Source organism: Pseudomonas sp., assembly GCF_049645325.1.
In the GTDB taxonomy this organism is placed as follows: Bacteria; Pseudomonadota; Gammaproteobacteria; order Pseudomonadales; family Pseudomonadaceae; genus Aquipseudomonas.
This window is the reverse complement of the sequence record NZ_JBARTQ010000437.1, coordinates 1-20,011: the sequence shown is the minus strand read 5'-3', so window position 1 is coordinate 20,011 and position 20,011 is coordinate 1. Positions and strand designations below refer to the sequence as shown.

Sequence of the window (20,011 nt, the reverse complement as noted above, 5' to 3'; positions counted from 1 at the left end):
CTGCTGCGCAGCCCAGCGCGGGGCAAGCCCGCTCACCACAGGAAGCCCTTTCACTACAAGAAGTCCGCTCACCACAGAAAACTCGCTCACCACAGGAAACAGCAGGTTGATCCTCGCCACCAACTGCGCTTTCACCTGCTGATCCTCGCGTAACCCGATCATTGCACCGCCTCCAGGTCAAACTGCAACGGCTCGGCCGCCTGGCGCTTGCCCACGCCGTACCAGTCAAGTTTGCGCGTCAGCACCATCACCGTGCCCAACAGGCCGAACAGCAGCAGCGAACCCATCAACAGCGCGTAATCCTCGGCACTCAACAGCCCGTACAACAAGCCATACAAGGCCGCCAACCCGGCCGAAAACCCCAGGCCGTGGCGGACGCTGCGCAGCACGTGGCACACGTAAAAACCGATCAACAGCACGCACGCACTGGCGGAGATGAGGTAGGCCGAGGCAAACCCGATGTGCTCGGACAACGACAGCAGCAGCAGGTAGAAAAACGCCAGGGCAACACCGACCAATGCGTATTGCACCGGGTGCACCGCCAGGCCCTTGAGCACTTCGAACAGGAAGAAACCGGCAAAGGTCAGGGCGATAAACAGCAGCGCGTATTTGATCGCGCGGTCGCTCTTGAGGTACTGGTCCACCGGGTCGATGAAGTTCACGCCAAAACTGCGGCTGGTGAAGTCCTCACAACCGCGCTCGGACAAGCAACTGCTCAAGGCTTCTTCAAGGTTGGTGGAGAAAAACGAGGTTTGCCAGTGGGCGGTAAAGCCCTTATCGGTCACTTCGCGCTGGGCGGGCAGGAAGTTGCCGATAAAACTGGGGTGCGGCCAATTCGAGGCGAGCGAAACCTGGCTGGTCTTGCCCACGGGCACCACTTGCAACTGTTCGGTGCCTTGCAGCCGTAGGTCGAACGCGAAGTCCAGCGCGGCGGGCTTTTTGCTGTCCTGCTCGGGCAACGCCACATGCACGCCCTCGCCCAGCCACCCCACTTGGGTGCCAGGTGAAAACTCCAGGCGCTGGTTGCCCAGCTCAAGGTTCAGCGCGTTTTCAATGCCACGAATATCGCTGATGCCCACCGCCAGAAACGCCGGTTCAAAGCGGTAATCGGCAAAGTTCTCCTTGATGCCCAGTTGCTCAGGCAATACAAACCGCCCGCTGATGCGGTTGTCGGCGTGGAACAGCCGCGCCTGATAGATGCCCCGTGCACGCAGTTCGGTTTGCACCTGGCCGTCGAGGGCAAAATGCTCCGGCAGGAAATACAGACGACCGCGCACCTCACGGGTTTCCTCGTAGCGTTTATTGAGCTTTTCATTGAGCTTCCACTCGCGCACCGTCTTGCGGTAGGGCACCACCATCACCGGGCCGGTGAGGCGCTGGGCGAAGCTGGAGCTGCGGGCGATGTCCATCAGTACGCCATCGCGCAGTTGCTGGCGGTCACTGATGATGCCGTTGATCATCAGCAACGGAATCAGCAACAGCAGGATCAGCAGCGCAATCGCGCCAAGTTTGAAAAGCAAGCTGCGGTTCATGGGTCTCTCCCTGTTTTGATGGGGAGAGTCTGGGCAGCCTGTGTGGACGGTTTATGTGGGCAATGTGGAGACTGTGTGGAGATGCAGCACCACGTGCACACCGCCCGCCACGTTGCCGATCTGCAAGGCGCCGCCGTGCAGCTTCATCACTTCCTCGACAAAGTTGAGGCCCAGGCCGGTGCTTTTGCGCCCGCTGGCCGGGCGTGGCAGCGAGTAGAAACGCTCGCTCAGGCGCGGCAGGGCGTAGTCAGGAATCGGCGCGGCCTGGTTGAACAGCGTGACGTCTACGGCATGGCCCTGGACGTGCGCGCTGAACCTCAACACACCGCCGGGCGGGGTGAAGTCCAGCGCGTTATCCAGCAGGTTGCCCAGCGCCTGACGCAACAGGAAGGGTTCGCCGAACACCTTCACCTGCGCGCCAATCGTTTGTTCGACCTGCAAACCGGCACCTTCGATTCGCGCGCACTGGGCCTTGAGCACCTCGTCGACCATCGCCGCCAACGCAATGCTCGCCTGCTCTTCCAGGCCCTGGCGTTGCTCGACTTGCGCCAGGTTCAGCAGGCGCTCGATCAACTGCTGCAAGCGCGCGCTTTCGCTGTCGATATTGCCCACAAAGCGTTGCTGCTGTTCACGGGTCATGTCGCCCTGCAGCAACTCCGCCGCGCCGCGTATTGCCGCCAGCGGGCTTTTCAATTCATGGGTCAGGGTGTGCACGTAATGCTCGACGTAAGCCTTGCCCTCCAACTGCGTGCGCATGTGCTCCACGGCGGTGGACAACTGCTTAAGCTCGCCGCCCCGGTAATGCGGCAACTCGGCGCGCCGGCCTTCGCTGACCGCCTCGGCATAGGCCGTGAGCCGGCGCAGGGCAACGCTCAGCCACCAGGACAACAGTGCGCCGAGCAGCAGGCCCAGAACCACCAGCCCGGCGCCGTACCACAGCAGGCGGTTCTCGGTGCGATCCACATAGGGCTGCAACGAACTGTTGGGTTTGGCCACCGTGACCACGCCAATGATCTGGCCGTTATCGCGGATCGGCGCGCCCACGTGCATCACCGAGGAGGTCGGGTCATCCAGCTCGCTTTTGGTCGATCGGGCACCGTATTCGCCGCGCAGGGTCAGGTACACGTCATTCCATTTGGAGTAGTCCTGACCCACCGCTTCGCCCGTGGAATCGAGCAGCACGATGCCGTGGGCGTCGGTCACGTAGATACGGTGGTTGACCTGGTTTTTCGGCAGCCCCCAGATGGTCGCGCCGGGCTGACGGTTGCCGTAGGCCTTGAGCAGTTCGGGCCAGTGGCTCTGGCCGAGGGTGTGGTTCTTGACGTCATCACGCAGGATTTCAGCCAGCAGGTTGGCCGTGTCCACCAGGGTTTCCTCGGTGGACTGGCGCACGCCGGGGCGAATTTCCTTCATCACGGTGTTGAGCACAAAGTAACCGGTCAGGCCGATAAACAGGGCATACACCAGAAAAATCCGCAGCCCCAGGCGCATCAGCTGTGGCTCGGGCTGTAGCTGTAACCCAGGCCGCGATGGGTCTGGATCGGCTCGGCGTCGGCGGCCACGCTACGCAGTTTGCTGCGCAGGCTTTTGATATGGCTGTCGATATTGCGCTCGTAACCGGCGTCGGCGGGCACCCCCACCGCGTCGAGCAATTGCTCGCGGCTGAAGACCCGCTCGGGTTGCTCCAACAGGCTGTGCAATAACCGGAATTCATGCCGCGTCAGGCTCAAGGGCTGGGCGCGATAACTGATCTGCATACGTTCCAGGTCTACCTGGAACACGGTGGGCGCCACGCCAGGGCTGACGCGCTTGAGAATCGCCCGGACCCGCGCCGCCACTTCCCGTGGGCTGAACGGTTTGACCACATAATCGTCGGCGCCGATCTCCAGCCCCACCACCCGGTCGATCTCGCCATCCCGGGCGCTGAGGAACATCACCGGCACTTCGGTGAAACGGCGCAATTGCTTGCAGGTTTCAAAACCGCTGATGTCCGGCAGGCCGATGTCGAGGATGATCAAGTCAGCCGGGGTTTGGCGTTGATGCGCCAGCGCCTCCTGGCCGAGGCTCAGCCAGGTGGTGGTGAAGCCCTCGCCTTGCAGGGCGAAGATCAACGTGTCGGCTATCGCCGCTTCGTCTTCGACAATCAGGATATGCGGCATAGGGGTCTGTCAGCAGTCCGGTTTGTCAGCGGTATAACGACGGGCCGGGTTCACCGCTGCGCCGAACTCACGCAGGGCTTTGGCGCCAATCAGCAGCGGGTAGTTGAAGCTACTGCGGTCGGTGAGGTTGACCTCGACCGTGCGCTTGACGTCACCCAGGCACATTTCCAGGTCGATCACCGGGCGTTTGGCCACGGTGGCTTCGTCCTTGTCGTCGTCTTCGTCGGCGCGGCTCTTGATCTTGCTGATGCGCGACACTTTGTGTTCGTAGACCTTGTCGCTCGCATCCTTGCCGCCGATGCGGAAACGTACCCAGTCGTCGCCGTCACGCTGGAAGGTTTCGATGTCACGGGCCGACAGCGAGGCGGTCAGCGCGCCGGTGTCCATCTTGGCCTTGAAGGTCTGGCCGATTTCCGGCAGCTGGATGTATTCGTAGCGACCATAAAGGGTCGGTTCGGCCGCCATGGCAGGCAGGGCAACCATAGCGGGGGCAACGAGGGCGAACGCGGCAAGGAGCAATTTCACGAAGTGATTTCCTCGAAAGAAGTAGGCGGATTCTAGACCGCAAAGGCAGCACTTAGTTAGTTTTGAAGCCTTTAGATCGTTCCCATGCCCCGCATGGGTTGCCTCCCGCCAGACGTGCCCGGCTTGAGTTCTGCGCACAGCGTCCCACGCGGAGCGTGAGAACGATCACATTCGTCCGGCGGTTTTCGATTTGGCCTCCAGACTCAGCTTGCTTATCATGGTCCGCCCACAAGATCCCAAGAGTTGCTTATGCGCCGCCTGCTCACCGGCTGTTTGGTCACACTGCTGCTGTTGCTCAACACCCTGGTGTTGTTCGGCCCGTTGATGGTGTTTGCCCTTCTCAAGCTGGTCGCTCCCGGTCGCTTTCGCGACTATGCCTCCGGGGCGGTGATGTGGATCGCCGAAACCTGGGCCGAGGTCGACAAGCTTATTTTTTCGGTGTGCATTCCCACCCTGTGGGACATTCGCGGCGGTGACGAATTGCGTGGCGACACCTCTTACCTGGTGATCAGCAACCACCAATCCTGGGTCGATATTCCCGCGCTGATCCAGGCGCTGAACCGGCGTACACCGTTCTTCAAATTCTTCCTGAAAAAAGAGCTGATCTGGGTACCCTTCCTCGGCCTGGCCTGGTGGGCGCTGGATTACCCGTTCATGAAACGCTACACCAAGGCGTTTCTGGCCAAGCACCCGGAGCTGGCGGGGCAGGATCTGAAGATCACCCAGCAAGCCTGCGAGCTGTTCAAGCGCCAGCCGGTGACGGTGGTCAATTACCTGGAAGGCACGCGGTTCAACGAGGCGAAACGCGCGCAGCAGGCCTCACCGTATACGCGTCTGCTAAAGCCCAAGGCGGGCGGCGTGGCGTTTGTATTGGCGGCGATGGGCGAGCAGCTGGACGCGGTTCTCGACGTGACCGTGGTTTATCCACAGGCAAAAATTCCGGGGTTCTGGGACTTGATCAGCGGCGCAGTGCCGACGGTGATCATTGATATCCGCACCCGTGAGCTGGATCCGGCGTTGTGGCAGGGGGATTACGAAAACGACCCGGCGTTTCGCCAGACCGTCCAGAACTGGGTTAACCAGCTCTGGAAGGAGAAAGATGCGCGCATCGAACACCTGCGCGCAGGCGGACGTTAGCCGCCGGTACCCCAGGCCTGTGCCAGCTTGCCCAGTACCGAGCTGCTGGCGCCCTGGCCGCCGAGGTATTGCAGGATCACCGGCGCAAACTGGCCGACCATCCCACTGTCCATGCCCAATGCGCTGAACGCGGTGTTCAGGTCGCCGGTGTTCTTCACGTTACCCAGCACGCCGTCCAGGCCGCTGGTCTTGCTGCCGCCGGTCTGGCCGAGCATCCCGCTCAAGGCGCCGAGGCTGCCCAGGGAATTGCTCCCCGACAACTTATCCAAGCCTGGAACGCTCTTGCCCAGTTGCGAATAGTCCGTGCTGCTCAGTTGGTTCTTGGCCAGGCCCAGCATGGCGCCGGTGCCGCCGACGGCTTGCTCCGGGGTGACGTTCAGTTGCGAGGTCAGGGCGCTCAGCAGCCCGGCGGTCTGGGAGCTCGGCGCTGCGGCAGCCGCCTTGTTGTTGCTGCCCTGGGCGCCGGAGACGGCGTTGGCCACGTCACCGAGGCTGAAACCTGCAGCGAACACCGGGCTGGCAGCCACGGTCATCAGGCAGGACAGGGCAAAACCGCGTGAAATCTTCATTGAAACAACCTCTGGATGTAAGAGCGAAAGCGTGGTTTTGACTGGCTATCCCCAACGATTGTTCCCACCCGACTTCTAAAGGAAATACCGCCACTTGCGGAATCGGCTGGCTTCGTCAACCTCCACGCCGCCCTAGCCTGTTCAAACCTGATGCGATGGAACGCCCCGATGGCGAATCCTCAGGTTGAAGCCATCCTTTAACAGTAGCTGCTGGAGCAAAAAACGCGTGTTCAAGTATTTGATAACCCCCCTGTGTGTAACCCTCTCGCTGGCCAGCGCGCCAGCCTTGGCAAACTCGGCCGCCGGCAACGGCGCGATTGGCAGTGTCAACGTCGCTGGGGCAGAGAAAACCAGCCCGAACCGGCAAACCTTTGACCTGTCCTGCACCTCTGGCAATTTCTCCGGCGACCTGCGCGGGTATGTCTCCTATAACAACCACGACAGCTCCAAGTACGTGCTAGTCGAGGAATACAGAATCGCCCGAACAGGCGACCAGGACGGTGGAAACAAAGCCAACGTCAACCTGAAGGAACCCTTTGCCAAAAAATCTTCGGACAGCATGAAACAGGACGGCCAATGGCATCGCCTGAACTGGGCCGGCTGGGTCTCTGCGTATAACGTGCCCCTGGAAGTCGAGTTTATTTTTGACAAGTCCGGGGCCGACCCACGCTGCACGGCCAGCCAGCGAATCTGACGCGCAGGCTTAGCGCTGACCCGATGGCCAGTGGGTCAGCGCCTGCGTAGTGCTTCTCACGGCATACCGGTGCATCCAATCCTCAGGCTGCTGCGTATATCCCTTACCGACCCCTTGAGGAATACGGTGGTGAATGGAATGCGCACGCAACCTGAACTAACCTCTGCCTGCCACCGCTATTGCGCGCAGTCTTTTCGCCCTGTCATCAGAGCCCGGAGAAGCCCTATTTCCAGTTCCGACGCTGACCCGCTAAGGCCTCTACTGGCTCAATGCGCCCTGGGCAACCGCCAGGCCTTCGAAACCCTCTACCGCAGCGTTTCACCGCGGCTGCACGGTGTTGCATTGCGCTTCATGGGGCGCTCGGACCTGGCCGAAGAGGTGCTGCAGGAAGCGTTCGTGCGCATCTGGTACAACGCTTCGCGCTACGAGGCGCACCTGGCCGCGCCGATGACCTGGATGGTCAACATCACCCGCAACCTGGCCATCGACCAGCTGCGCAAACACCGAGAGCAGCCGCTGGCCGACGGCCAGCAGGACGCAATGCCAGACGAAAGCCCCAGCGCCCACGACCAACTCGACAGCGAGCGCGAAGCCCGCGCGCTGAACCGGTGCCTGGACACCCTCGACGGCATGCAACGCCAGTCGATCACCGTGGCTTACTTCCAGGGCCTCTCGTGCTCGGAACTGGCCGAGCATTTGGTCGCGCCCCTGGGCTCGGTCAAATCCTGGATTCGCCGCGGCATGGAACGCCTGCGCAGGTGCCTTGAATCATGAACTACCACACCACCACCCTGCGCCGCGCCCTGGCCGCCGACTACGCCATCGGGCTCATGCCCGCCACGGCGCGCAAGCGCTTTGAAAGCCTGCTGCTGGACGACGCCGCGCTGCGCGTCGAACTCGGCCATTGGCAAGACGCCCTCGCCAGCCTCACCGGCGCCTTGCCTGAACGGCCCGTGCCGGACCATGTGTGGGCAGGCATCAAGGCCCGCATTGAACCCCAAGTGTTGCATGTGCCGGCGAAGAAACCGTTCTGGATGAACTTTCGGTTGCTGGCGGCGGCGTGCGCGGTCGTCGTCGCCGTGCTGGTGGGCGTGCTTTATCAACGTGACATGGGGGCCGAGTACAACGCCACGCTGGTCGCGGCGAACCAGCAACCGGCGCTGCGGGTCCAGGCCTTTGGCGATTACCTGCAAGTGGAGCCGTTGACGCTGGCAGCGCTTGAGCCGACACGCGTACTGGAGTTGTGGGCCATTCCAGCCGGAGGCAAACCGATCTCACTGGGTTTGGTGCCTGATGCGGGCAAAGGCCGAATTCAGTTGAGCAAAACGCAGCAAGCCCTGCTGACGGCACCGCTGACCCTCGCGGTCAGCCTGGAGCCGCAAGGTGGGTCGCCGACGGGTCAACCGACCGGACCGGTGCTGTATCAAGGCCAATTGGCATCACTCTAGCGCCAATCGCTGGCGGTGGGTTCAGGAACCCATCGCCCTCGGCAGGGTCCATGAACTGACTACAAAAATTGTCGGGAAGAGACTTATGACTGCGATCCAACCCCCAGTGATTGAGCAAAAAACTTCATTCTGGAGTGGCCCTCGCCTGTTCATCGGCGCCTGTGCCGTGGTGCTTGCCGGCGTCGGTGGCGCGCTTTATACCCAGGACAACGTCAAGTCCGCCGCCACCTTGTTGACCACCGAGCAACAACCGGCCGCGCAAATCATGGCCCACAAGGATTACCTCGAAGTGCAGCCGATTGCTGCCACCGCACCGGCGCCGGACCAGAGCCTGGAACTGTGGGCTATCCCAAAGGACGGCACGCCGGTATCCCTTGGGCTGTTGCCGGAAGATGGCAAGGGCATCATCGGGCTCAACCCTCGGCAACAGGAGTCCATCAGCAAGCCCGTGGAGTTGATGGTGAGTTCGGAGACCAAGGGTGGCTCGCTGAGTCGCCAGCCGACCGGGCCGACGGTGTATCAGGGCGCATTGGCTAACCGCTGACGCCAAGCCACCACAACCCTCTGTGGGAGCGGGTTCCCACATTTGATCTTCATCAGTTGATCTTCATCGGCCAGGCGGCTTGCTCCTGGCGGAGGATGGCGCTTATAGTTCGGCGGTCGTCCATATGGCGACACGGGTTTGGCGACTCGATTGAAATAATGCATGCAAAAGCACCTGCTCCTTTGCAGGTTTTTTTGCACGCGTAAAGCTGCTTTATGGCGGCTGTGCGCGGGAGACCTTCGGGTCTGCCGGCTTTGCTTTATTTCTCCGGTTCGCCAACCTGCGTACAGCTGCCACCCATTCGTTTGGCGACGTGTGAGTGGTAGCCTCACTCTCTGAAATAAAGGTTAAAACATGAACCGATACATGCCGCTCACCGGCCACGACGCCACCACTCCCTCCCTGCTCATCGATACCCAAGTCCCGCTCGACGTGCTCCACGACGCCGCCGTCTACCGCATCCGCGCGGTCACGCAAGTCATGGAAAACCTCGCGTTTCGCGAAGGCCTGAACACCGACAACCTCGTCCTCCAGGACTTCGCCCTGCTGTGCGCCATTCCGTTGCGTGACGGGTGCGATTTGCTGGACGTGATCAGCCGTCGTTTGCAGGCGTAAACAGCAGCGATAAAAAGGGCGACCCCGTGTCGCCCTTTCCCATGCCCGAGGCACCCGACTCCCCGGAACCCCAGCGTCGTTACAGCCCACCCAAGACTGCCACTATCACCTGATAAAAAATGGCGAGGTGGCGGATCCCTACCTGCGACTCACCGCGCTTAAGTGACCCACATTGTCAGGAAGAGACGGGACTTGCGTAGTCCCTTTCTGAAACGCTAATAACACCCCTGCACGCGTCTTACCTCGCCTGTAGCGCCTTCTTATAGTCGGGCGCCACAGACTTGGAGTCAGACGTGATGCAGGGACCCTACGCCTTTATCAACGAGCGACCGCAACCTTATCCGCTGCTAAAAATGAGCCTGCAGCTCAGACCCCCCACACACACAAAGTTCGACACCCTCAATCAACACATCCGCAACACCGTGGTATTGCCGGGGCACTTGGTGATCATCGGCGATGACCGCACGGCATCCTGTACTGCTGAAGAAGCGCAGTTGATGCGCTCGGCGGCAAACATAAAACACGCGCTGCTGGCGCATTCTGCCGCTGATCAATTTCTGATCAAAAACTATGATCAATTGCAGGCCATCATGGCCAACGCGTCTATCGGTATCGGGAGTGCCAGTAGTGCCTGGAGCAAGCACCTGGAGGCCATCGAAAAAACCCTCAAGGAAATCGACGATTTGCATAAACAGTACTTGAGCAAAGGCACTACGGCTGCAAGGGATGAGTTTCTGCTCAAACGCCGGGCGCTGTTCGCGACGCTGGATGGGCAACTGTCCGGGATGGCACGCTTTGGTACGGGGTTGAAAAACGAAAGCTCGATCAAAAGGATGTTGGGCATTTCCAGCAAAAGTTACTGGCAGCATGGAGAAATCCGAGGGTATGAAGAGACCGTCAAACGTATAGCCAAGGCTTCGCAGTTATTGAAGAAAGGAACTTACATTGGTATCGCGCTGGATGTTGGGTCAACGGCGCTGGAAATAACGGAGGCATGCACCACAGGGCGTGAACAGGAGTGTACGAAAGCGAAATATGTTGAAGGCGCCAAGCTGGTGGGTGCCGTGGGTGGCTCTTATTTGGGAGGGAAAGCCGGGGCCGCTACAGGGATCGGAGCTTGCATGGTTGTTTTTGGTGTACCGACGGCAGGTATCGGGGTTTTGGCATGCGCCATCATCGGTGGTGCAGCAGGCGGGCTTGTCGGGGGCAGGCTGGGAAGCAGGCTAGCCGAAGACGCAGGCAGCTTTATCTACACGACTGTGAATCATTAAATGGTCTGGGACTACCTCGGCATGGGCGGACTCATCTTGATGTTTCTCAGCTTTCCACTCACCTATTGCGCCATGTACAAAAAACTTGATGCAGCAGAACGTTATGTGCAGTACAGCGTCTTCCTGATCGTGAACAAACACATATTTCGTAACACCCATTTTGAAGGAAGACCACAACGCGTTTTCGCTATGTCCACCATCATTCTTATCCCGAAAGTACTCCAATGGAGGCGCTTGGTACTTGTTGAGGACGTTGAAAAAATCCCCCTGCACCTCAAGTGCTGGATGGTCGTCCCCACACTCGCCACCTCTATATCTTTTACCGTCATGTTTATTAGTTGGCTTTTTATAAAAGACTAATCTGCGATAAAACAAGGGCGACCTTCGGGCCGCCCTTATCCATCAACTACGCCGCACTAAACAACTTATGCGGATCAATCACAAACTTCTTCGGCACGCCCGCATCAAACTCGCCATACCCGCGCGGCGCGTCATCCAGGCTGATCACCTGCACGCCGACGATGTCAGCAATGTTGATGCGGTCCCACATGATCGCCTGCATCAACTGACGGTTGTACTTCATCACCGGCGTTTGCCCAGTGTGGAAGCTGTGGGATTTAGCCCAGCCCAAACCGAAGCGAATGCTCAGGCTGCCCATTTTTGCGGCGGCGTCCACAGCACCTGGGTCTTCTGTCACGTAGAGGCCCGGGATACCGATTTTGCCCGCCACACGCACCACGCCCATCAGCGAGTTGAGCACGGTGGCCGGGGCTTCGGCTTTCACGCCTTCATGGCCATGACCACGGGCTTCGAAGCCCACCGCATCAACCGCGCAGTCCACTTCCGGCTCGCCCAGCAAGGCGGCGATTTGTTCGTGCAGCGGGGTGTCGGTGGACAGGTCGGCGATTTCAAACCCTTGTGCCTTGGCGTGGGCCAGGCGGATCGGGTTGACGTCGCCGATGATCACCACCGCCGCGCCGAGCAGGCGGGCGGAAGCGGCAGCGGCCAGGCCGACAGGGCCCGCGCCGGCGATGTAGACGGTGCTGCCGGGTCCAACGCCTGCGGTGACGGCGCCATGGTAGCCGGTGGGCAGGATGTCGGAGAGGCAGGTCAGGTCGCGGATTTTCTCCATGGCCTTGTCGCGGTCCGGCAGTTTGAGCAGGTTGAAGTCGGCGTAGGGCACCAGCACGTATTCGGCTTGGCCGCCGGTCCAGTCGCCCATGTCGACGTAGCCGTATGCACCGCCCGGGCGGGCCGGGTTAACGCTCAGGCACACGCCGGTGTGTTGTTCCTTGCAGGAGCGGCAGAGGCCGCAGGCGACGTTGAACGGCACCGAGACCAGGTCACCGATTTTCAGGTTTTCGACGCCGGAGCCCATTTCGATGACTTCGCCGGTGATTTCATGACCGAGCACCAGGCCGGTCTGGGCGGTGGTGCGGCCGCGCACCATGTGTTGGTCGGAGCCGCAGATGTTGGTGGAGACCACGCGCAGGATGACGCCGTGCTCAATCTTCCTGCCACGGGGGTCCTGCATTTTGGGATAGTCGATTTTCTGTACTTCGACCTTGCCGTTGCCGAGATACACGACACCACGATTACCAGACATGCTTTCACCTCGCTGTTGTTGTTATGGAACCGCGTTGCCCAGGCAGGCAGCGCGTTAAAGTGCTCGGGTACAGATGCTGTTTTTGCGTTGTTTGTGATGGCCTCTTCGCGAGCAAGCCCGCTCCCACATTTTGATTGGGCTCCAACTTGAAATGCGGTCGAAGGTGGGAGCGGGCTTGCTCGCGAAGGCGCCAGTCAGAGCACCACCGTCCTATTGGCGTTCAAAAACACCCGCCGCTCAATGTGATACCCAACCGCCCTAGCCAGTGTCAGCCCTTCAATATCCCGTCCCTTGGCAATCAAATCCTCGGGGTAGTGACTGTGGTCCACCACCTCCACACCCTGGGCGATGATCGGGCCTTCGTCCAAATCGTTGTTGATGTAATGCGCCGTGGCGCCGACCAATTTCACGCCCTTGTTGTACGCCTGGTGATACGGCTTGGCGCCCTTGAACCCCGGCAACAACGAGTGATGAATATTGATGGCCTTGCCATCCAGCTTGCGGCACAGCTCCGGCGACAGCACTTGCATGTAGCGCGCAAGGATCACCAGTTCGGCGCCAGTGTCTTCCACCACTTGCCACACCTTGCGCTCCTGGGACGGTTTGTCGTTGGGGTCGAGGGGGAAATGGTAGTAGGGAATCTGGTGCCAGTCGGCCAGCGGCTTCAAATCAGGGTGGTTGGAGACCACCGCGACCACGTCCATCGACAGTTGGCCGATGCGTTGGCGATAGAGCAGGTCATTGAGGCAGTGATCGGCCTTGGAGACCATGATCACCACTTTTGGCCGGTAGTTCGGCGCCGTCAGCTCGAAGATCATGCCAAAGGCTTCGCCGCGCGTGGCCAGGCCATCGCGAAATGCCTGCTCGTCAAAACCGTCCGGTTGACGGAATTCAACGCGAATAAAAAACCGGCCCGAAAGGCGGTCATCGAACGAATGGTGCTCGGTGACGTAGCAGCCCTGTTCAAACAGGTAGCGGGTGACCGCGTCCACCGTGCCGAGCACGCTGGGGCAGTCGGCAGTCAAAATCCATGTATCAGGTGCGCGGCTCATAGTGCGTGACTCCTTGATCGTTCCCACGCTCTGCGTGGGAATGCCGCCATGGACGCTCTGCGTCCGCTCTTGGGACGCGGAGCGTCCCGGGATGCATTCCCACGTGGAGCGTGGGAACGATCATGTCAGGCTTGAACGTTGAGGCCGAACTCAGCCGAGGCATCCTGCAGCCACAACCACCAGTAATCCGAAAAGCTGCGACGAATCACCAGCTCCCAGGTGTCTTCAGCGGTGTGACGAATTACCAGCTGCGACTTGGCGAACACTGTGCCCACCGCCTTGCCCACCGGGAAGTTGTCGGGGTGCACGTCATAGCTGGTGGACTTCATCAGCACGTCGCGCACGTTCGGGCCGCTGAGTTCGAGGATCTGCTGGCCGCCGCTGACGTTGACGACCTGGATATGCAGGTCGCCCAGAGCAGCGCGCAGGTTTTGTTCGGCGGCGAATTCTTCACCGCCTGGCACGATCAGCAGCCACTCATCCGGGCCGAGCCATTGCAGGCTGGTTTCACCTTTGACGACAACTTGCAGGGCGCCAGGCAGTTCGATGCCGAGGGCTTTGTGTACGCCGGCGGCGAAGGCGGCATCATGGCCGTCGCCACGCAGGGTCAGGTGGCCGAGGAGTTTCTTTTCGCGCACGGTCACACCGGCGTTCTTGCGGCCCTTGCCGACCAGGCTGGCGAGGTCGGCATGGTGCAGCGACGACTCGGCCTTGGCGCCGGAGGTGGGGCGTTGTTGGTATACGTTGGCTGCTGTCATAAAGCACCTGTTCTGAATTCTGTGGTGACTGTTCCGGCCTCATCGCGGGCAAGCCCGGCTCCCACACTTGGAACGCGTTCCCCTGTGGGAGCTGGCTTGCCTGCGATGCAGGCGCCTCGGTCTATCAGATGTTCTGCCGCTCACCTTTCGGGTCGAAGAACACCGAAGACACAATCTCCGCCTCGATCACGCTGCCATCCGCTTGCGGCGAGAACACCCGCTCGCCGATGCGCTTCAAGCCGCCCTTCACCACCGCCATCGCAAACGAATAACCCAGCGAGTTGTGTGCATAGCTTGAAGTGACGTGGCCGACCATCTTCATCGGAATCGTCTGCTTCGGATCGAGCACCAGCTGCGCGCCTTCCGGCAGCCACACGGTCGGGTCAATCGGTTTGAGTCCGACCAACTGCTTACGCTCTTCACGCACGCAGTCTTCACGGTTCATCCCGCGCCAGCCGAGCCACGAGAACGGTTTGGTACGGCCGACGCACCAGCCCATGTTCAGGTCGTCCGGGGTCATCGAGCCGTCGGTGTCCTGGCCGACGATGATGAAGCCCTTCTCGGCCCGCAGCACGTGCATGGTCTCGGTGCCGTACGGGGTCAGGTTGTATTTTTTACCGGCCTCGACGATCTGTTCGAGCACGCCCATGGCGTAGTCAGCCTGCACGTTGACTTCGTACGACAGCTCACCGGTAAACGAGATACGGAACACCCGCGCCGGCACACCGCCGACCAGGCCTTCTTTCCAGGTCATGAACGGGAAGCCGTCCTTATCCAGGTCGATGTCGGTGACTTCCGCCAGCAGCTTGCGGCTGTTGGGGCCGGACAAGGTCATGGTCGCCCAGTGGTCGGTGACCGAGGTGAAGTACACCTTGAGGTCTGGCCATTCGGTCTGTTGGTAGATTTCCAGCCACTGCAGCACGCGCGCGGCGCCGCCGGTGGTGGTGGTCATCAGGAAGTGGTTGTCGGCGATGCAGGCGGTCACGCCGTCATCGAAGACCATGCCGTCTTCCTTGCACATCAGGCCGTAGCGCGCCTTGCCTACATCGAGCTTGGTCCAGGCGTTGCTGTAGATGCGGTTGAGGAACTCGCGGGCATCCGGGCCTTGAATGTCGATTTTGCCGAGGGTCGAGGCATCCAGCAGGCCGACGCTGTCGCGCACGGCCATGCATTCGCGTTTGACGGCGGCGTGCAGGTCTTCACCGTTGCGCGGGAAGTACCACGGGCGTTTCCACTGGCCGACGTCTTCAAACTCGGCGCCGTTTTTCACGTGCCAGGCTTGCAACGCGGTGTAGCGCACCGGCTCGAAGATGTGCCCACAGTGACGGCCTGCTACCGCACCGAAGGTGACCGGCGTGTAGTTGGGGCGGAACATGGTGGTGCCCATCTGCGGGATGGTCACGTTCAGCGAACGCGCGGCAATCGCCAGGCCGTTGACGTTACCCAGCTTGCCTTGGTCGGTGCCGAAGCCCAGCGCGGTGTAGCGTTTGACGTGCTCGACCGACTCGAAACCTTCGCGGGTGGCGAGTTCGATGGCGGCGGCGGTCACGTCGTTTTGCAGGTCGACAAATTGCTTTGGCGCCCGTGCTGTGGCTTTTTCATGAGGCACCTGGAACAACGCCAAGGTCGGTTCTTCCAGGCGGCTCAGGGCTTTTGGCAAGGTGCCTTCGACCGGGGCAAAACCGGCTTCGCTGGCCGCGCGCACGCCGCCTTCAAAACCGTCGGCCAGGGAATCGCCGAGACCGTAGACGCCATTGATACCGCCGACGCACACGCGTTTCTGCGGTGCTTCGCCCGGCACAAAACCGAGGATATCTTCGCGCCAGGTCGGCTTGCCGCCCAAGTGCGAGGCCAAGTGAACCACCGGGCTGTAGCCGCCGGAGCTGGCGACCAGGTCGCAGTCCAGCCACTCGCCGGGGCTGGTAACTTTGTGGGCTTTGACGTCGATGGCGGCCACGCGGGCGCCGGTCACGTGCTTGCTGCCACGCGCTTCAATCACGGCGCTGCCGGTGAGGATGCGAATGCCTTTGGCGCGGGCTTCTTCAACCAGTGCGCCGCGTGGGTTGTGGCGCGCGTCGGCCACAGCGATCACGTTGAGGCCCGCGTCGAACCAGTCCAGCGCCACGCGGTAGGCGTGGTCGTTGTTGGTCGACAGCACCAGTTTTTTGCCCGGCGCTACGCCGTAGCGGCGCACGTAAGTCGAGACCGCGCCGGCGAGCATGTTACCCGGCACGTCGTTGTTGCCGTACACCAGCGGACGCTCGCACGCACCGGTCGCCAGCACCACGCGTTTGGCGCGTACACGGTGGATACGCTGACGCACCACGCCGATCGGCGCACGGTCACCGAGGTGGTCGGTGAGACGTTCGTGAATGGTCAGGAAGTTGTGGTCGTGGTAGCCGTTCACGGTGGCACGGGGCAGCAGCACCACGTCCGGCAGGGCTTTCAATTCAGCAATAACGCTGGCAACCCATTCAGCCGCCGGTTTGCCGTCGAGGCTTTCGCGCGAGTCCAGCAGGGAGCCGCCGAATTCTTCCTGTTCGTCCGCGATGATCACCCGAGCGCCACTGCGCGCAGCCGCCAACGCAGCCGACAAACCAGCAGGGCCTGCACCCACAATCAGCACGTCGCAATGACGGTTGAAGTTGTCGTAGGTGTCCGGATCGTTTTCGGTCGGCGAGCGGCCAAGACCTGCGGCCTTACGAATGTACTTCTCGTAAGTCATCCAGAACGACTGCGGGTACATGAAGGTTTTGTAGTAGAAACCCGGCGGCATCAGCTTGCCGCCGACCTTGCCGAGAATGCCCATCACGTCATTGTTGACGTTCGGCCAACCGTTGGTGCTGGTGGCGACCAAACCCTGGTACAGCGCCTGTTGCGTGGCGCGCACGTTGGGGATTTGCGTGGCTTCGGTGGCGCCGATTTGCAGCACCGCGTTCGGCTCTTCGGCGCCGGCAGCAAAGATGCCGCGTGGGCGCGAGTACTTGAAGCTGCGGCCAATGATGTCGACACCGTTGGCCAGCAAGGCGGCGGCCAGGGTATCGCCTTCAAAGCCTTTGTAGCTCTGGCCGTTGAAGCTGAAGGTCAGGACTTTATTCCGGTCAATGCGACCACCGTTGGACAGGCGATTGATCTGGCTCATACCTTCTCTCCAGAAGCCTTCGCGGTGAATTGCGGCTTGGTGCCTATCTTGTAGGTTTCAAGAATTTCGTAAGTCAGCGTGTCGCGCGTGGCGTTGAAATACTGGCGGCAACCGGCGGCGTGGATCCACAGCTCGTGGTGCAGGCCGCGCGGGTTGTCGCGGAAGAACATGTAGTCGCCCCACTGCTCGTCGGTGCAGGCGTTCGGGTCCAGCGGGCGCGGGATGTGCGCTTGGCCGGACGCGTGGAATTCCTCTTCGGAGCGCAGCTCGCCACAGTGAGGACAGAAGATATGCAACATGAGGTGTTTCTCCTGTTAGTGGGCGACGGCCGCAGCGCCGTGTTCATCGATCAACGCACCGTTGTGGAAACGGTCGATGGAGAAGGGAGCGGCCAATGGGTGCATTTCACCCTTGGCGAGGCTGGCGGCAAATACATTGCCTGAGCCCGGCGTGGCCTTGAAGCCGCCCGTGCCCCAACCGCAGTTGAAGAACATGTTCGGCACCGGGGTCTTGGAGATAATCGGGCAGGCGTCCGGCGTGGTGTCGACGATGCCGCCCCACTGGCGGTTCATGCGCACGCGGGACAGCACCGGGAACATCTCGACGATGGCCTGGATGGTGTGTTCGATCACCGGGTACGAGCCGCGCTGGCCGTAGCCGTTGTAGCCGTCGATACCGGCGCCGATCACCAGGTCGCCCTTGTCGGACTGGCTGATGTAACCGTGCACGGCGTTGGACATGATCACGCTGTCGATAATCGGCTTGATCGGCTCCGACACCAACGCTTGCAGCGGGTGGGATTCGATCGGCAGGCGGAAGCCAGCCAGCGATGCCATGTGCCCGGAGTTACCGGCCGTGACCACACCGACGCGTTTGGCGCCGATAAAGCCCTTGTTGGTTTCGACGCCGATGCACACGCCGTTTTCCTTGCGAAAACCGATCACTTCGGTCTGCTGGATCAAGTCCACGCCGAGTGCGTCAGCGGCGCGGGCAAAGCCCCAGGCCACGGCATCGTGACGGGCCACGCCGCCGCGACGTTGCACGGTGGCGCCGAGTACCGGGTAGCGGGTGTTTTTCGAGCAGTCGAGGTACGGGATCTCATCGGCCACTTGTTTGGCATTGAGCAGTTCGCCGTCCACGCCGTTGAGGCGGTTGGCACTCACGCGGCGCTCGGAATCGCGGATGTCTTGCAGGGTGTGGCACAGGTTGTAGACGCCACGCTGGGAGAACATCACGTTGTAGTTCAGGTCCTGGGACAGGCCTTCCCACAGCTTCATCGCGTGTTCGTACAGGTGCGCCGACTCGTCCCACAGGTAGTTAGAGCGCACGATGGTGGTGTTGCGCGCGGTGTTACCGCCGCCCAGCCAGCCTTTCTCGACCACGGCCACGTTGGTGATGCCGTGCTCTTTGGCCAGGTAGTAGGCGGTCGCCAGACCATGCCCGCCGCCGCCGACGATGACCACGTCGTAGACCTTTTTCGGGGTCGGCGTGCGCCACATTTTCTGCCAGTTTTCGTGGTGGCTGAGTGAGTGCTTGAAGAGGCCGAAGCCCGAGTAGCGTTGCATAGTCATTACTCCAAAACCGCGCTCAGCGATAAACCGGGAAATCAGCGCACAGGGCAGACACGTGCTTGGCCACGTTGGCCTCGACGTCGGCGTCGCCGAGGTTGTCGAGGATGTCGCAGATCCAGCCGGCCAACTCGATGCATTGCGGCACCTTGAAACCACGCGTGGTCACCGCCGGGGTGCCGATGCGCAGGCCCGAGGTCACGAATGGCGACTGCGGGTCGTTCGGCACGGCGTTCTTGTTGACGGTGATGTGGGCACGACCGAGGGCGGCGTCCGCGTCTTTGCCGGTCAGGCCCTGACGGATCAGGCTGACCAGGAACAGGTGGTTGTCGGTGCCGCCGGACACCACATCGTAGCCGCGCTTGATAAACACCTCGGCCATCGCCTGGGCATTGTCGATCACGTGTTGCTGGTAAACCTTGAAGCCGGGCTCCATCGCTTCCTTGAAGCACACGGCCTTGCCGGCGATCACGTGCATCAGCGGGCCGCCCTGGGCGCCAGGGAAGACGGCGGAATTGAGTTTTTTCTCGATCGCTTCGTTGGCCTTGGCCAGGATCAAACCACCCCGTGGACCGCGCAGGGTCTTGTGGGTGGTGGTGGTGACCACGTCGGCGTACGGCAGCGGGTTCGGGTACAGGCCGGCGGCGACCAGGCCGGCGACATGGGCCATGTCGACGAACAGCAGCGCGCCGACCTTGTCGGCGATCGCGCGAAAACGCGGGAAATCCAGGGTTTTGGAGTAGGCGGAGAAACCGGCCACGACCATCTTCGGTTTGTGCTCGACCGCCAGGCGCTCGACTTCGTCGTAGTCGATCAGGCCGGTGTCGGTGTTGATGCCGTATTGCACCGCGTTGTAGAGCTTGCCCGAGGACGACACTTTGGCGCCGTGGGTCAAGTGGCCGCCGTGGGCCAGGCTCATGCCCAGGATGGTGTCGCCGGCATTGATCAGCGCCAGGTACACCGCGCTGTTGGCGGACGAACCCGAATGCGGCTGCACGTTGGCGTAATCGGCGCCGAACAGCTGCTTGGCGCGCTCGATGGCCAGGGTTTCGACCTTGTCCACGTGCTCGCAGCCACCGTAGTAGCGCTTGCCCGGGTAGCCTTCGGCGTATTTGTTGGTGAGGCCGCTGCCCTGCGCTTCCATCACACGTTTGCTGGTGTAGTTCTCCGACGCGATCAGCTCGATATGATCTTCCTGACGCTGCTCTTCGGCATTCATCGCCGCCAGCAGTGCGTCGTCATATCCCTGGATCTGGTCTTTTTTGCTGAACATCGCGTCTCTCCCAGCCTTTCGTATTGTTGAGGCCCGTGCAGGGCCCTTTGATGCGATGGTAGGGCTGGCGCTGGCAGGTCAAATGCCTACGGACGCCACGCAAAGGTGCGTTTACGAC

At 61.2% G+C, this 20,011-nt stretch carries 20 protein-coding genes; 8 read left to right on the top strand and 12 right to left on the bottom strand.

Annotated features, from left to right (window positions below):
* Positions 1-158 precede the first annotated feature (158 nt).
* The 4 genes from creD to WBB95_RS19055 are packed head-to-tail and all read right to left on the bottom strand — an operon-like array spanning position 159 to position 4,216.
* Entirely contained in the window at positions 159-1,532 is a 1,374-nt protein-coding gene (creD, locus tag WBB95_RS19070; protein ID WP_424488994.1) for a cell envelope integrity protein CreD, read from the bottom strand.
* Between the two features lie 51 nt (positions 1,533-1,583).
* Positions 1,584-3,023 (bottom strand): two-component system sensor histidine kinase CreC, encoded by a 1,440-nt coding sequence (gene creC / locus WBB95_RS19065; protein ID WP_424488993.1) that lies wholly within the window; start codon positions 3,021-3,023, stop codon positions 1,584-1,586.
* Positions 3,023-3,691: a two-component system response regulator CreB gene (gene creB, locus WBB95_RS19060; protein ID WP_424488992.1), complete on the bottom strand. Its 669-nt coding sequence runs from the start codon at positions 3,689-3,691 to the stop codon at positions 3,023-3,025. The genes creC and creB overlap by 1 nt, the downstream gene beginning before the upstream one ends.
* 9 nt (positions 3,692-3,700) lie before the next feature.
* Positions 3,701-4,216 carry an ATP-dependent zinc protease gene (locus tag WBB95_RS19055; protein ID WP_424488991.1) on the bottom strand — a complete coding sequence of 172 codons (516 nt, stop codon included), beginning with the start codon at positions 4,214-4,216 and terminating at the stop codon, positions 3,701-3,703.
* A 249-nt stretch (positions 4,217-4,465) separates the two neighbouring features.
* On the opposite strand from WBB95_RS19055, the gene WBB95_RS19050 reads away from it, so the two are divergent.
* The gene (locus tag WBB95_RS19050) at positions 4,466-5,353 is read left to right on the top strand and encodes an acyltransferase (protein WP_424488990.1); all 888 of its coding nucleotides are present in this window, start codon (positions 4,466-4,468) and stop codon (positions 5,351-5,353) included.
* On the opposite strand, the gene WBB95_RS19045 is transcribed toward WBB95_RS19050, so the two are convergent.
* Positions 5,350-5,922 carry a DUF2780 domain-containing protein gene (locus WBB95_RS19045; RefSeq protein ID WP_424488989.1) on the bottom strand — a complete coding sequence of 191 codons (573 nt, stop codon included), beginning with the start codon at positions 5,920-5,922 and terminating at the stop codon, positions 5,350-5,352. The two genes, WBB95_RS19050 and WBB95_RS19045, sit on opposite strands and share 4 nt — an antisense overlap.
* Positions 5,923-6,148: 226 nt before the next feature.
* Here WBB95_RS19045 and WBB95_RS19040 point away from each other — a divergent pair, with 226 nt between their 5' ends.
* The 7 genes from WBB95_RS19040 to WBB95_RS19010 all read left to right on the top strand — a co-directional run bounded on the left by WBB95_RS19040 (position 6,149) and on the right by WBB95_RS19010 (position 10,854).
* A complete protein-coding gene (locus WBB95_RS19040; RefSeq protein ID WP_424488988.1) occupies positions 6,149-6,616 on the top strand; it encodes a hypothetical protein in 468 nt (155 codons plus the stop codon).
* 138 nt (positions 6,617-6,754) lie between these two features.
* Positions 6,755-7,390, top strand: a complete 636-nt coding sequence (locus WBB95_RS19035; protein WP_424488987.1) for an RNA polymerase sigma factor — start codon at positions 6,755-6,757, stop codon at positions 7,388-7,390.
* Positions 7,387-8,064 carry an anti-sigma factor gene (locus tag WBB95_RS19030; protein ID WP_424488986.1) on the top strand — a complete coding sequence of 226 codons (678 nt, stop codon included), beginning with the start codon at positions 7,387-7,389 and terminating at the stop codon, positions 8,062-8,064. Before WBB95_RS19035 ends, WBB95_RS19030 begins: the two co-directional genes overlap by 4 nt.
* A gap of 85 nt (positions 8,065-8,149) precedes the next feature.
* Positions 8,150-8,608 (top strand): anti-sigma factor domain-containing protein, encoded by a 459-nt coding sequence (locus WBB95_RS19025; RefSeq protein WP_424488985.1) that lies wholly within the window; start codon positions 8,150-8,152, stop codon positions 8,606-8,608.
* 354 nt (positions 8,609-8,962) lie between these two features.
* Complete coding sequence (locus WBB95_RS19020) at positions 8,963-9,223, top strand: hypothetical protein (protein WP_017137997.1); 261 nt, start codon at positions 8,963-8,965, stop codon at positions 9,221-9,223.
* Between the two features lie 296 nt (positions 9,224-9,519).
* On the top strand, positions 9,520-10,494 hold the full coding sequence (locus WBB95_RS19015) for a hypothetical protein (RefSeq protein WP_424488995.1): 975 nt from the start codon (positions 9,520-9,522) through the stop codon (positions 10,492-10,494).
* Positions 10,495-10,854 carry a hypothetical protein gene (locus WBB95_RS19010; protein ID WP_424488984.1) on the top strand — a complete coding sequence of 120 codons (360 nt, stop codon included), beginning with the start codon at positions 10,495-10,497 and terminating at the stop codon, positions 10,852-10,854.
* A 46-nt stretch (positions 10,855-10,900) separates the two neighbouring features.
* Here the strand turns inward: WBB95_RS19010 and fdhA are convergent, their stop codons facing one another.
* From fdhA to glyA, 7 genes are all read right to left on the bottom strand, one after another.
* Positions 10,901-12,100: a formaldehyde dehydrogenase, glutathione-independent gene (gene fdhA, locus WBB95_RS19005; RefSeq protein WP_348062283.1), complete on the bottom strand. Its 1,200-nt coding sequence runs from the start codon at positions 12,098-12,100 to the stop codon at positions 10,901-10,903.
* Positions 12,101-12,294: 194 nt separating this feature from the next.
* Positions 12,295-13,152, bottom strand: coding sequence for a formyltetrahydrofolate deformylase (gene purU / locus WBB95_RS19000; protein WP_424488983.1), 858 nt, complete (start codon positions 13,150-13,152; stop codon positions 12,295-12,297).
* Between the two features lie 125 nt (positions 13,153-13,277).
* On the bottom strand, positions 13,278-13,910 hold the full coding sequence (locus WBB95_RS18995; protein ID WP_424488982.1) for a sarcosine oxidase subunit gamma: 633 nt from the start codon (positions 13,908-13,910) through the stop codon (positions 13,278-13,280).
* Positions 13,911-14,034: 124 nt separating this feature from the next.
* Positions 14,035-17,052, bottom strand: a complete 3,018-nt coding sequence (locus WBB95_RS18990) for a sarcosine oxidase subunit alpha (RefSeq protein WP_424488981.1) — start codon at positions 17,050-17,052, stop codon at positions 14,035-14,037.
* Positions 17,049-17,351: a sarcosine oxidase subunit delta gene (locus WBB95_RS18985; RefSeq protein WP_083356404.1), complete on the bottom strand. Its 303-nt coding sequence runs from the start codon at positions 17,349-17,351 to the stop codon at positions 17,049-17,051. Before WBB95_RS18985 ends, WBB95_RS18990 begins: the two co-directional genes overlap by 4 nt.
* Positions 17,352-17,366: 15 nt before the next feature.
* On the bottom strand, positions 17,367-18,617 hold the full coding sequence (locus WBB95_RS18980; protein ID WP_010207084.1) for a sarcosine oxidase subunit beta: 1,251 nt from the start codon (positions 18,615-18,617) through the stop codon (positions 17,367-17,369).
* A gap of 22 nt (positions 18,618-18,639) precedes the next feature.
* Positions 18,640-19,893: a serine hydroxymethyltransferase gene (glyA, locus tag WBB95_RS18975; protein ID WP_424488980.1), complete on the bottom strand. Its 1,254-nt coding sequence runs from the start codon at positions 19,891-19,893 to the stop codon at positions 18,640-18,642.
* Positions 19,894-20,011 lie beyond the last annotated feature (118 nt).

Bases quoted from the DNA above. Each gene is read 5' to 3' on its own strand.
- creD (WP_424488994.1), bottom strand. From the start codon at position 1,532: ATGAACCGCAGCTTGCTTTTCAAACTTGGCGCGATTGCGCTGCTGATC.
- creC (WP_424488993.1), bottom strand. From the start codon at position 3,023: ATGCGCCTGGGGCTGCGGATTTTTCTGGTGTATGCCCTGTTTATCGGC.
- creB (WP_424488992.1), bottom strand. From the start codon at position 3,691: ATGCCGCATATCCTGATTGTCGAAGACGAAGCGGCGATAGCCGACACG.
- WBB95_RS19050 (WP_424488990.1), top strand. From the start codon at position 4,466: ATGCGCCGCCTGCTCACCGGCTGTTTGGTCACACTGCTGCTGTTGCTC.
- WBB95_RS19045 (WP_424488989.1), bottom strand. From the start codon at position 5,922: ATGAAGATTTCACGCGGTTTTGCCCTGTCCTGCCTGATGACCGTGGCT.
- WBB95_RS19035 (WP_424488987.1), top strand. From the start codon at position 6,755: ATGCGCACGCAACCTGAACTAACCTCTGCCTGCCACCGCTATTGCGCG.
- WBB95_RS19030 (WP_424488986.1), top strand. From the start codon at position 7,387: ATGAACTACCACACCACCACCCTGCGCCGCGCCCTGGCCGCCGACTAC.
- WBB95_RS19025 (WP_424488985.1), top strand. From the start codon at position 8,150: ATGACTGCGATCCAACCCCCAGTGATTGAGCAAAAAACTTCATTCTGG.
- WBB95_RS19020 (WP_017137997.1), top strand. From the start codon at position 8,963: ATGAACCGATACATGCCGCTCACCGGCCACGACGCCACCACTCCCTCC.
- WBB95_RS19015 (WP_424488995.1), top strand. From the start codon at position 9,520: ATGCAGGGACCCTACGCCTTTATCAACGAGCGACCGCAACCTTATCCG.
- WBB95_RS19010 (WP_424488984.1), top strand. From the start codon at position 10,495: ATGGTCTGGGACTACCTCGGCATGGGCGGACTCATCTTGATGTTTCTC.
- fdhA (WP_348062283.1), bottom strand. From the start codon at position 12,100: ATGTCTGGTAATCGTGGTGTCGTGTATCTCGGCAACGGCAAGGTCGAA.
- purU (WP_424488983.1), bottom strand. From the start codon at position 13,152: ATGAGCCGCGCACCTGATACATGGATTTTGACTGCCGACTGCCCCAGC.
- WBB95_RS18995 (WP_424488982.1), bottom strand. From the start codon at position 13,910: ATGACAGCAGCCAACGTATACCAACAACGCCCCACCTCCGGCGCCAAG.
- WBB95_RS18990 (WP_424488981.1), bottom strand. From the start codon at position 17,052: ATGAGCCAGATCAATCGCCTGTCCAACGGTGGTCGCATTGACCGGAAT.
- WBB95_RS18985 (WP_083356404.1), bottom strand. From the start codon at position 17,351: ATGTTGCATATCTTCTGTCCTCACTGTGGCGAGCTGCGCTCCGAAGAG.
- WBB95_RS18980 (WP_010207084.1), bottom strand. From the start codon at position 18,617: ATGCAACGCTACTCGGGCTTCGGCCTCTTCAAGCACTCACTCAGCCAC.
- glyA (WP_424488980.1), bottom strand. From the start codon at position 19,893: ATGTTCAGCAAAAAAGACCAGATCCAGGGATATGACGACGCACTGCTG.